11 protein-coding genes are annotated in these 11,801 nt (G+C 62.0%); 4 read left to right on the top strand and 7 right to left on the bottom strand.

Annotated elements, in window-relative coordinates; genetic code table 11:
- The first annotated feature begins 55 nt into the window (after positions 1-55).
- The gene (locus ACPGXI_RS17065) at positions 56-892 is read left to right on the top strand and encodes a phosphoenolpyruvate hydrolase family protein (RefSeq protein ID WP_526655054.1); all 837 of its coding nucleotides are present in this window, start codon (positions 56-58) and stop codon (positions 890-892) included.
- Between the two features lie 228 nt (positions 893-1,120).
- Positions 1,121-1,297 carry a hypothetical protein gene (locus tag ACPGXI_RS17060; RefSeq protein WP_526655052.1) on the top strand — a complete coding sequence of 59 codons (177 nt, stop codon included), beginning with the start codon at positions 1,121-1,123 and terminating at the stop codon, positions 1,295-1,297.
- Positions 1,298-1,401: 104 nt separating this feature from the next.
- Here the strand turns inward: ACPGXI_RS17060 and ACPGXI_RS17055 are convergent, their stop codons facing one another.
- From ACPGXI_RS17055 to ACPGXI_RS17040, 4 genes are all read right to left on the bottom strand, one after another.
- The gene (locus ACPGXI_RS17055) at positions 1,402-1,980 is read right to left on the bottom strand and encodes a hypothetical protein (protein ID WP_526655050.1); all 579 of its coding nucleotides are present in this window, start codon (positions 1,978-1,980) and stop codon (positions 1,402-1,404) included.
- 391 nt (positions 1,981-2,371) lie between these two features.
- Positions 2,372-3,322, bottom strand: coding sequence for an antibiotic biosynthesis monooxygenase (locus ACPGXI_RS17050; protein ID WP_526655048.1), 951 nt, complete (start codon positions 3,320-3,322; stop codon positions 2,372-2,374).
- A gap of 150 nt (positions 3,323-3,472) precedes the next feature.
- Complete coding sequence (locus ACPGXI_RS17045; protein ID WP_526655046.1) at positions 3,473-3,871, bottom strand: RidA family protein; 399 nt, start codon at positions 3,869-3,871, stop codon at positions 3,473-3,475.
- A gap of 116 nt (positions 3,872-3,987) precedes the next feature.
- The gene (locus ACPGXI_RS17040; RefSeq protein ID WP_526655044.1) at positions 3,988-4,764 is read right to left on the bottom strand and encodes a ribonuclease T2 family protein; all 777 of its coding nucleotides are present in this window, start codon (positions 4,762-4,764) and stop codon (positions 3,988-3,990) included.
- Positions 4,765-4,965: 201 nt separating this feature from the next.
- On the opposite strand from ACPGXI_RS17040, the gene ACPGXI_RS17035 reads away from it, so the two are divergent.
- Together ACPGXI_RS17035 and ACPGXI_RS17030 are read left to right on the top strand one after the other, a co-directional pair.
- A complete protein-coding gene (locus tag ACPGXI_RS17035; protein WP_526655042.1) occupies positions 4,966-7,056 on the top strand; it encodes a hypothetical protein in 2,091 nt (696 codons plus the stop codon).
- Positions 7,049-8,380 carry an RNA-dependent RNA polymerase family protein gene (locus ACPGXI_RS17030; protein ID WP_526655040.1) on the top strand — a complete coding sequence of 444 codons (1,332 nt, stop codon included), beginning with the start codon at positions 7,049-7,051 and terminating at the stop codon, positions 8,378-8,380. Before ACPGXI_RS17035 ends, ACPGXI_RS17030 begins: the two co-directional genes overlap by 8 nt.
- Before the next feature lie 221 nt (positions 8,381-8,601).
- Here ACPGXI_RS17030 and budA read toward each other — a convergent pair whose 3' ends face one another.
- The 3 genes from budA to ACPGXI_RS17015 all read right to left on the bottom strand — a co-directional run.
- Complete coding sequence (gene budA / locus ACPGXI_RS17025) at positions 8,602-9,342, bottom strand: acetolactate decarboxylase (RefSeq protein WP_526655038.1); 741 nt, start codon at positions 9,340-9,342, stop codon at positions 8,602-8,604.
- Between the two features lie 91 nt (positions 9,343-9,433).
- A complete protein-coding gene (gene pbuX, locus ACPGXI_RS17020; RefSeq protein ID WP_526655036.1) occupies positions 9,434-11,338 on the bottom strand; it encodes a PbuX/PucJ/PucK family nucleobase permease in 1,905 nt (634 codons plus the stop codon).
- Positions 11,339-11,503: 165 nt separating this feature from the next.
- Positions 11,504-11,801 (bottom strand): DUF2804 family protein (locus ACPGXI_RS17015; protein WP_526655034.1); only part of this gene is annotated, 298 nt, incomplete at its 5' end.

Genomic DNA, 11,801 nt, shown 5'->3' with positions numbered 1-11,801 from the left:
CCCCGAGATGGGGTGCGAGTCGCGTGACCACTAAAGATCACTCACTCGCAACGGCGTGAACGTGGCTGGTTTCACGCGGGAGAAGATCCTTCAGCGGTTGCACGGCATGGCGGCCGAAGGCATCCCGATCGTCGGCGGCGGAGCAGGCACCGGGCTCTCGGCCAAGTGCGAAGAAGCCGGTGGCATCGACTTGATCGTCATCTATAACTCCGGTCGATACCGGATGGCCGGGCGCGGATCGCTGTCCGGATTGCTGGCCTACGGCAATGCCAACGAGATCGTCGTCGACATGGCAAAGGAAGTACTGCCTGTTATTCGGAACACACCCGTTGTGGCAGGAGTCAATGGCACGGATCCCTTCTGCATCTTCGACGCCTACCTCGATGATCTGAAACAACTCGGCTTCTCCGGGATACAAAACTTCCCGACGGTCGGACTCATTGACGGCGTCTTTCGCCAGAACCTCGAAGAAACCGGCATGTCCTATTCGCAAGAGGTCGACCTGATCGGGCTTGCAAGCCACAAAGACATGTTGACCACCCCGTATGTCTTCAGCAGCGACGATGCCATCGCGATGGCTCGAGCCGGCGCAGACATCATCGTCTGCCATATGGGTCTCACAACCGGTGGCAGCATCGGCGCAGATACCGCGCGGAGCCTCGATGATTGTGCGGCTCTGGCCAGCGAATGGGGCGCCGCTGCGCTCAGTGAGAAACCGGACGCGCTCGTTTTGGTGCACGGCGGCCCGGTCGCCATGCCCGAAGATGCCGAGTACGTGTTGAAGCGCGTGAAGAACTGTCATGGCTTCTATGGCGCGAGTTCCATGGAGCGCCTGCCGACCGAGGTAGCACTCACCGAACAGTGCAGGAAGTTCAAGGCAATCAGGCGGTAGCTGGCTTCGCCATTCACCGGGTGGCTTTTCCACACCGCAGCAAGCGTTTTCCCCCGATTGGGGGACAGCGATTTCCACCGCACAGGCCGCTGTTCGGCCGACAGACATCGGCACCGGTGTAGGCTTATCTGTAGCACGTTGGGGGGCGTATCCCGCTGTCCCCCAAGTTTGTTGGTCGCACCGAGCTCACCATAAGAAACAGGATTATCTGGGGTGGTGTGGCCGGCGATGCCGAGGCCGCGTTCGATGATGTGTGCGGCGGCCCGCCTGTTAGGGGCGGGCAATGGCGAAGCTGTCTATGTCGGCCAGGTGCGTACCGGACGCTATTGCTTCGTGCGCCGTTGGTTCGGTGATGAAGGGGTCGGTGGATTGACGTTGTGGCGCGAGAGCGGTCGCGGCGCGTAGTGTTTGTGGTGCTCGCCGCGGTCTTGGTACTGCGGATCCGTCAGCAGAGCAACGCCGACGTGATGACGGCAACATGGTCGCCCGACTAGGACACGTCGGCCGAATTAGGAATGCATACCGTCCATCATCCCGCCGTCCATCATCCCGCCGTCCATCATCCCGCCGTCCATCATCCCGCGCATCATGGCCGGCATACCTTCGACGACGAAACCGGTGACCTCCCCCGCATGCTCACGGATGGTGCGGGTCAGGTCCGGATCAATCGCGGTTTCCTCGACGACCACGCCATTGGCGGTGAATATCAGCTGGCGCTGATAGTCAGGAGCGCGCCGGAACAGCGTGGGCAGGCTTGAGCTCATGCACATCACCTCGGCGCCCTGGTCGAGATGGGAAAACATCGCCGACACGTGAGACTGCAACTCGGCGACGAGATCGGGGGCGCTCGACTCAGTGGTCGTACGCACGCCCCCGGGAATGTCCTCGACACTGCGTCTGAGCTCGCCGTGTCGTCTGAACATGTTCATGTATTGGCTCATCTCTGCGCTGGCCACACCCCCCATCCCTGGGCCGTCCGCGCGACTGAACGGCAGGTCGATGACGTTGCGTAAAACGTATCCCAGACCCAGGAGGCCACCCCCGGTGGCGAGCACGGCGAGCGCAGCCCGCCTCGTCAATGTGGCCATATCCGATCATCTCCCGTCCTGACCGCAATGTACTCGCCAGCGCCGACTCCAATGCTGACAAACGAGGGTGCGCACCTCCCGCCGAGCCGTCGCCGACCGTTCCTCAAATCTACTATGTCCGCCACGTAGGAGGGCCCACCAAACGCTAAACAACCCACCGACTACTGGACGTTCGCGCCGCACAATGACCCACTCCTTGAGGAACTCGCGGGTTCGGCCAAGCTGCGCTGAGCGCTTCGAACACGACTACCGGAAACTGAAACCCATTCTGGGCCTGAAGCATTCGAAGGCCGCTCTTGCCTCGGCTGGCGCAACCACGCCACCGCTGCCTACCTGTTCACCACCACCCTGAGGCTATGCGCCCCAACAGCCAACGGGCAGACTGGCCTCTCTACCACCCCAGAGTGACGAGCGCCCAAAAGGCCAGTAGCACTGCGTAGAGCGCGACGACGAGAATTGTTCCGCGAATGGTGATACGTCTCGAGACGTCGGGGTTCAGCCAGAAACTCAGGGTTCGTGTCGCAAAGGGCATCAAGACGAACCCCAGGGCAACGGTGCTCAGAACGTTGGAGGTAAAGGTCTGCGCGAACATCGGGACACCGATCTTCGCCAGGTAGGAGGTGAGATAGTTGATGCACATGATCGTCGGGTAGAGCATCAACAGGACGGTCATCGACTGTTTCCAGTTTGGCGTGTTCGCGCCGTCTACCTCATTGAAGCTGAACCAGCTACCGAAAGCGCTCGGCACCTTCCTAATTGCGCTTTGTTCCACGTCTTTGTGGAGATTTTCCATCAGCTTGGTACGCGTCTCCGAGCGCAGCCATTCGTCGGCATGCCGCGAATCCACGAAGCGATAAAGACTGGTCCATGCGCCACCGGTCTCTTGCGCGGGTTCCAGAAGCTCGTATCCGGTGAAACCCTCGAAGGAGCGCGCGGCTGTTTCGAGCGCCTTCTCGGTGGCCAGGAATTGCGATTCTCGCCCCGGATGGGGAGTCGCGCTGGCAACAACGGTGACCGAGTGCGCAGGCGGCTGGCCGCCGACCATGGTGTGTTCGTCTGCGGGCGCTTCGAGAAGTTCGTTGCCGCGCTCAAGTAATTCTCGGCGCTGCTCAGACTGCATCCACAGTGCCAGGTTTTCCTTGGAATCGAACCGAAAGATGATCACCCAATCGTCGTGGATGCCCGCGACGGGCGGAATCGTCTCAGTTCCGATGAAGCCGGGACTTCTGTTGGTGGCCTCGTCTATCTCGGACTGCCAGGCTTGATAGGCCTCGACCCGATCAGGGCGCACGCTGCGCGCCACGACCGCAGTCGCGACCGCGCCCTCGCCGAATGCGTTCATCGTGCCGCCCTTCCACATTCTTCACCGCCCCCGGCAGAGATTCTGCAGTGCCCCGGCAGAGACTCTGCAGTGCCCCGCCAGAGATTCTGCAGTGCCCCGGCGGGGCCTCAGGCCGCCGCTACCGATCTCGCTGTGGCCGTCGTGCGACTCTTACTGTGGCCGTCGTGCGACGAAGTCGACCTCGACCAACGCGTCCAGCGCGAGCGCCGTCACGCCGATGCACGTCCGAGCAGGCAGCTTTCCGGGTTCGAAGTAGGACTCGTACACGCTGTTGAATTTCGCGTAGTCGCGGGTGAACTCGGTGAGGAAGCCCCGTGATTGCACAACATTCTCAAGCCCGACGCCCAACTCTGCCAACACAATCTTCAGGTTGTCCATCACGTTTCGGGTTTGAGCCTCGATGCCATCCGGAAGAGGTTTGGTGTGGTCATCAGCGTAGTTCGGCATCTGCCCGGTGATCCACAACCAGCCGTCGATCTCAACGGCGTGGCTGTAGGGCGCGCACGCCTTCGGCGCAGCATCGAACATCATGAATGTTGGGGTACCCATTGTCTTACCTCTGCTTTCGCTCTAGCTCACAAGTGTTGGTGCTCATCGACGTACCGGTGCGCTGATCGGACTTCGCAGACGCCTACGCCGATCGGGTGCTGAACCTCAGCGCATCTTCAGAGTAGGCGCCCCTGCGAACACTCCGTTGATAACGGTGGGGCTTGGGCGAGCAAGTCCCCCAGCGACAACGTGTCGTCGGCAGCGCGAAGGTCGGCCACCGGCGGGAGGGACAACCGCACCTCAAAAAGGAGGGTCCCTTCCCCGTCAACGTCGCGGCAGGTGAGGCCCACGCGACTGCCTGCTCCCTCGCCGAACCGGGTGTCGAACTGCGCACGAACCGCATCGAGGGACAACACCTCACCCCGAGCTTCGGCGAATACCGGATCGAGGAATGTCCGGACCTGGTCGGTGAGCGTTGCGGCATCGCTGAAATACACCGCCGGTTTGACGTCGGAACACGTGCCATGCCGATACCACTCGTGAGGCGCCATGATCGCGACATCAGATAGCACCGACGCCAAGTTCGTTCGCACGTCCTCGGGCAGCTTCACCGAAGGCATGTCCGAACCTTGTAACGCACTGGCCCGATCGGCAACCCGCTTGGGTACGGCGCAAAACTGTTCGTCGGGCGGTTGAGGCCAAAGCCCATGGAGAATGAACGTCTCCCCCATCTCGTCAACGTGACCGGTTTCGCATCCCGGCGTGAACGGAGCGGCTTTGCAGAGATTGGGCCCCCAGGCCACGATGAGCAGGCTCGAGGTGCTGCTTCCGGGGCCGATCAGGGTCGAACCCGGCGAGCGATCGATGACGAGCAAACTGAAGGCGACCGCCGCCACCACCATCGCCGACAGTCCAGCCGATATGGAGAATACGGCTACGTCGCCTCGCTTCATGGTGCACTCTTCTCATCGAGGTAGAGCGGGAGACAACCGCGGTGCGGCCTTGACGCAAGACGGTGCACAGCTTTCCGCAACTCGCGTCAACGTTGACCTATCGCCGGCGAAAGGTACCAGAATCGCCATTCGAATTGGCCGGTATCCGATGGTCCCCCACGTTTCCCCCGTGATCGCGCAACTCCGCAACGGACCTGCCCAGTGAACGACATCGATCGCTGGTTCAAGCGAACGGCGCTCCGCGAGAACAACATAGTCTCCCTCTACACGAGCCTCCTGACCGGCAGGATCTTCGCATACTTCCGCTACCGGCTGCGTTATTCGCTGCTGCTCGATACGTCGAGGTTCGTTGTCCACGTCATCGAGTTCCTGATCCTGCTCACCAGCCTCGGCGGACTGGCAGCGTTTACCGTTATCGTCCTGCGGGTCGGCAGTCTAATCATCAGCGGCGGCTGGTGGGGGCTGCTCGAGCTCATGCGGGAGCGGCTGCGGGCGTTCTCCCGGTCCGGTGAGCGTGAGGCAGCCGAGCGCGAGATCGGCCGCTGGCTCGTCCTCTCGGTGGTCGTGGGATCGGTTCTGACGATCGTCCTGGTTGCCACGCTGGACATCTTGCTGCCGCCCGATCATGGCGTGGTTGGGCACGTTTATGCGGTCCTCGTGCTCCTCGAGCTCGGGGTACGTTTTCCGGTTCGCGTGCTTCACTCCGGCATCTACGCAACACGGCGGATTTACCGACCTCTTTGGTCAATGTTCGCGCCGACCCTGGTCCAGATGCTCGTGCTGGGTATTGGTATCTATTTATATCCCTCGGCCGCACTCATCATTGCGATCATCCTGTCGAATGCGATAGCCATCTGGATCACAATTCACTACACCCTCAGAGTTTATCGGCTGATCGGCCTTCGGCCGAAATACGGGGCACTGACTCGCACCCCGTGGCGGCTGCTCCCGCGGATCCCGTTCTGGCTGGGCGTCAAGACAACGCTGGCCGGACTGAGCCTGCGCCTCGACGCCGTCATCGTTCTGGCAATCCTTGGCATATATGGCACCAACACTCGTGCTCTCGACCTCACCGAGGGCGTTTCGGCCTGGCGGGATATCGACGCCTTTCAATTTTTCTATCTGGTCCTACCGTTGTTTCGCGGAGCATACGAGGGCACCGCGCTCTTCTATTTCGATTTCGTCCGCCTGCGCCGCAATCCCGCGCTGCGCGAATTGCGGCTCTTGTTCTTTCACAGGCTGCTGTGGACGACACCGGTCATCGCCGTGTTCTTCTGGTCGCTCGCAGCTGCCCTCGGCTTGTTCGTCATGGACAAAATACCGATTAGCTTCCTACTGGCGCTCCTGCCGCTCTTCATCGTTCGCAGCGTGGCCGGCATCTACCAAATCCGTTTGTTCGCCGAAGAGCGTTTCGGCACACTCATCGCAACCGTCGGGTTGCTGGCGATGTTGCTGTGGCTGGTGTGGATCGACGTCCATCCCGCCTCCGATCTGCTCGAGATCACGGCCGCCATGGTCACGGTGCTCATCGTTCTCATCAACCTGCAGCATTTTCAGGACCGCAAGTCCCCCCTCCCGACATTGCTGACCACGGGAGACTGGATGGCAGCGCTGGCCCGGGAACCGGGGCCGCTGCTCGTCGGCAGCATCGTGATCCCGGAATGGATTCCGTCGCAGCAGAGATCGGCCGCGGTGAAGTTGATGCAGCAACTCTTTGACGGCAGGGGGTATTTTTCGTTCCGGTCGTCAACGACCCTCGTCTACTTCACCCGAACCTCCAACGATGAGGACCAGCCACAACCTCATCTGGCGCTTCAAGCGATCACCGGCGGTGCGGCGAGCCGCGGCAAAGTCTTACCGGGACCCATACGAAATGGCCGAGAGGCACTCGACCGGCTTGTCGCCGAGAAATGGACGCAGCCGCTTGCAGATGTGCTGATGCAGCCCGACAGTCCCGAAATCCTGATCTCTAAGTTTCGTACCCTTTTTGCCGACGGCATCGTCTTCGATCTGGACGCGCTCGAAGGAACACCGGACATGCGCAACCTCAAAAAAAGTGTGCTGGCGGGCGCCTTACCGACGGCGATAAAAGGCCTTGAAGCCGGGGCCATCGTCGTTCCGTTGTCCGGGCGCTGGCTTACGCCGATATTTCATGAAGGGAAGTTGCGTCTGCTCCTTCTCCTGCCGCCGGAACCCGAGGCGGCGCTATTCGAAAGTTGGCTGCGGATTGTCAAGGCTTGGCATATCCGCTGGGGAATCATCCAGACTGCGGGGAGTGCGCCCAATGGCTGAGCCGCTCGACATTGCGGGACTGCTGACCGACCCGAAGACCTACGAGGAAACCATCCTGCGGATTTTCACGAAAAGGAGTCAACGCGGATTGGCATTCGGCGAGGCCGGCGGCGGGGTCACCTATTTCAGCACCGCAACCGAACGGCAAGCCCTTTCGAGGGCGATCGCCCGCAGTGTGGCCAACGGCGAATACCGGCCACAGCCGGTGGACCTCTGGATTCTGGAAAGCGACGGTAAGCGCCGCACAGCCCACATGCCTGCCTTCATCGACCACGTCATCGGATCGGCCCTCTTTCAGCTTCTTTCGCACAATGCGCGCTGTTACGGCCTCCCCGGCGTCTATTCCTACTTGCCGGGTTTGACGAATGTGGGAGCCATGCGGAACCTCGCCGGGTTCGTCCGCGCGCATCGCAAACGAGTCGGAGTGAAAGGCCCGCCGCTATATGTCCTGCAATCAGATTTCGAACATTACGGAGACGATCTCCCAGTCGGCCGGGACGCGGCGCTATGGCGGATTCTGCGAGAGGTCGCCGCGCTGGGCGGACCGAACGGCGAGATCGAACCGAACGCATGGAATCTCATCACCTCCCTCGCGCGGCCCGTCGTACGGGATCGGGACGGCGCGCAGTTCACCCGGCTCTACGGCGTCGCGATGGGCACCCCTCTCGTCCCGATTCTGGGCAACCTCGCAGTAGTACCGATGGACGAGGCGGTCTGTGCCATCGACGGTGTCTTCTACGCCCGATACAACGATGACTTCATCGTCGCTCACCCAGACCTCGACGCGCTGCACGAAGCAGACGCACGGATCGATTCGCTGGTCGACGACCTGGGTGTCAAGCGGAAATTCGCCAAGGAGGTTCGTACCGCACTGAGTGGAAATGGCCAACCCTCCACCGCGGACCCCGCCTATCTTGGGCGCGACCGGATCGACTGCCTCGGTCTGTCGGTCGCCCACTCCGGCACCCTGACCCTGGGGCCGCATCGGCTGCGCCGCTTCGTCGGACGTGTTGCAACCCGCATCGATGCGGCGGCGGCGGCTCTCCATGAGCTGCCGGCGCGGGAACGAGCGCGCCACCTCGTCGCGGCCACCAACGTCATGCTCGACGTGACGAACCCGTTCGCAGTTCCTGGGTTGTCGGCTCTGCTTGACACCACAACGGATCGGGGGGTCCTCAAGGACGTGGATTTCCGGATTGCGCGCAAGATCGTGCAGGCGGCCACGGGGCGGCCGGGCGTGCGCGGCTTCCGTCTGCTGCCGCCGGCAGTGCTGCGGCGCGAACTGGGCCTGGTGTCGCTTGTGCATGCGCGGAACTTGCGGTGATCGCCGCCACGAGCTTAGGCTGATCGTGAGGGCGCGGACCCCGCGTTCGCGCGGTCGCTACGAGCGGCCACAGAGGTTTCGGCTTTCGGCCACTCGATTTTACTCTTTTTTCCCGCGCCCTCCTCTGCCTGGTCGAAGCGCTCGGTATCACCGACGCTGATCATCAGTGGGAATCCAAAGCCCTACTTGGGCAACGATTTTGGATCGTGACCGAAGCATTTCTATTGCCTCTCCACCTGATTTACCGCTCCGGCCGGGTCGGCGCTCAGGTCGGCTTGCGCGAACTCGTTGTTATCGATCAGGTCGACCTGCAGGCTCTTGATGGTTTGGATGGACGCATGTCCGCGGGCCAGTTCGAAATCCAGTACATGCCCGCCGATTTCGCGTTCCCGGTCCACAAAGTGGAAGTGGAAGCCGGCCACGTTGATCTGGCTCAGGTAGTCCGGAAACCAGACGCCGACGAGCGTGCCTTCGATGCCGTCACGTTCGAACGTCCTCTGCAGATCGGGCAGGGTCTCGGCCAGCTTGCGATACGTCCTGGGCTGGCACTCTTCGCTTCTGATGCGCATGCTGTTGAACAAGCCATCGATCCTGATCGTGTAAACGAAGTTTTTCGACACAAAGTAGCGGGCGAGATGCTCCGCGGTGCCCGCATAGTCGATACCCGCACAGTCTTTGTCGAACAGATCGAAGCTTTGCTCGGGCGTGAAATGGCTCACCACCGCGAAAGGCAATATGTCGCCCTCCTCCGAAATGCTGAGAGTGGCGTTTGCGTCAGCCCGGTAGAACGTCCCATCGCAGACGATCAGCTCGCCGTCCACCATCGCAAAAGTGCCAAGCCCGAAATCGCCTCGGCTTCTCATCCAGGCGATGTCCCGGTCCCCGTCGTACACCGCGTTAACGAGGGAGTTGATCGTGCCGGTCTGATAGATCGCGGCTGTGGATGGGTTGTCGGCAGTCATGACCGTTCCTCCTAAGCGGGACAACATCGGCGGCCGGGTCGTACCTCAGCCTCAGTGCCACTGCACATTCCACCGTTCCCAACTCTTCCGTCTACCGCAGTTCGTCGGGCCGGGAAAACTGCGGGGCCGCGATCGGGTTCGCGTTGGCCACAAGCTCGGACAACCGGGAGCTGGCGATTTTGGCTATCTCAATTAGGGCGAACGCCTTCTCGGTAGCGGGTGAGTTGTCCATCCGCGACCAACCGTCGCGAAGCAGCTGGTCGAAGCGCCCGGTGTCACTGACGCTGATCACCAGTGGGAATCCGAAGCGCTCGCGGTAGGCGCTCGCCAGTTGCACCACACCATCGTCGTCCTCCTCGAGGAGGTCGGACAACGCCAGCTGATCGACAGCAGGGGAATCTGGGCTGTCGTCTTGGGCGCCGAGGTCCGGGAAGGCCCGGATCAGCTCGAGTTGCTGGTCGGAGGATCCGCTGAATACTGCAACCTGAAACGCCCCGCGCAGCGCCGCGGTATCGGCGAACGGTCGCTGCTCGTATGCCCGGTCGATCGCCCACGGCACATCTTGAACAACGTGGCCGAACACTTCGGCGAACCGATTCGAAGTCATCGCATTGACCTCGTCAAGGGTGATAGCACCGTCGCCGGCTACCCGCGACCCCCGCCAGCCGAGGTGAAAGAAGACGATGTTGAGCAGGATCGCGGTGACGGCGCCGAGACAGATACCGTTGCCAAAGAGCAAGTCGACACCCGCCGGCAACGCCTTGGCGACGTCTGGATCGCTGGTCACCCACAGTGCCAGCGCCAGGCTGGTGGTCACGATAACCAGGTTGCGATGGTCGGTGAAGTCCACCTTGCCTAGCGTTTGGATACCGACGGCGGCCACCGTCGCGAAGAGGGTGAGGGCCGCACCGCCGAGCACCGGATTGGGGATCGACGCCACTGCTGCAGCCACTTTCGGCAGGAATCCCAGAATGATCATGATGACGCCCGCGGCGGCCACCACCCAACGGCTCTTGACGCCGGTCAGCCGCACCAGTCCGACGTTCTCCGAGAACGCGGTGTAGGGGAACGAGTTGAAGATGCCGCCGATCACGGTGGCCAGACCGTCGGCGCGCAGCACCTTACCGATGTCGGAGGCTTTGATCCGCCTGCCGACGATCTCGCCGGTAGCCATGGTGGCACCGGTGGACTCCACCGCGGTGATCAGCAAGATGATGATCATCGTCGCGCAGGCGGCTATGTCGAACTTCGGCAGTCCGAAGAGGAACGGCTCGGTAAAACCGACCGCACTGGCTTTGGCTACCTTGTGAAAGTCCATGTCGCCCAGCAGGTAGGCGGCGCCGCAGCCGATGGCCAAGCCCAGCAGCACCGCGATGGAGGCGATAAACCCTCGGAAGAGACGCTGGATCGCGACAATGATCACGATGGTGCCCAGCGCGTAGAGCAGCCACCGGATGTTGGTCGGGTCGTGTTCCCGGGTGTGTGGATTGGTGACAGCCTCGCCGGCGCCCACCGGCAGCAGCGACAGTCCGATGATCGTGATGAGCGTGCCGGTGACGACGGGTGGGCAGAACCGCAGTAGTTTGACGAAGATCGGCGCGATGGCGAACGTGAAGACGCCGGCCACGATGACGGCGCCGTACACGTAGAGCAAGCTCTGAGCGCCGCCGCCGTGTGCCAGTCCGATGGCAATGACAGGGGCCACCGCGGTAAAGGTCACAGCCTGCAGTAGCGGCAGCCTCACACCGATCTTCCAGACGCCGACTGACTGGATGATCGAGGCGATACCGCAGGTGAACAGATCGGCGGTAATCAGCTTGATCAGGTCTTCGTGCGGTAGGTCGATAGCGCCGGCGATCAGGACGGGCACAAGCACGGCGCCCGCGTAGAAGGCGACCACATGCTGGAACCCGTAGGTCGCAAGCTTGGGTATCGGCAGCACCTCGTCGACCGGGTGCACCCGCCTCGGCCGCGTATTCCTCACCCCGGCGGCCACAGTCCAAGAATGGACCAGATTGAGAATCGCCACCGTGAAATGACCCATTAACCCAGGGCCGATCCTCAGGCGCGCCCCAGAGGGTCTGGGCAGGATTCGACACGGCTCTTCGCCCAACAACTGGGCTTCACAGCTCATGTGGTGGAGCTGTGGGGATTCGCTGCTTCAGACGCGGATGAGCTTCTGTTCACCCACCCCGAACATACCGTCGACCGACAGGTCGACGTCGTCGGTGTGGATCCGTCCTTCGTACCAGCCGTAGGGTGCGTAATACTCGGCCAGCGATCGGTGGGGGCCGACGTGCATCTCAGAACGGACCGTCGGCGTGAACCTCACGTCGACCCGGCCCGACCCGTCGGCGTCGCGCACTATCCAGGTGCCCCACGGTCCGTGAGGTCGTTCCACATGGACGGCGGGCAGCCGGTGAACCCGATCGCCGAGCCAGACGGCGTTCTCGTTGTAG

Origin of the sequence: Mycobacterium sp., assembly GCF_049608025.1 — a bacterium.
In the GTDB taxonomy this organism is placed as follows: Bacteria; Actinomycetota; Actinomycetes; order Mycobacteriales; family Mycobacteriaceae; genus Mycobacterium.
Note: the sequence above shows the minus strand (reverse complement) of the source record. Positions and strands in the feature narration are given on the sequence as shown.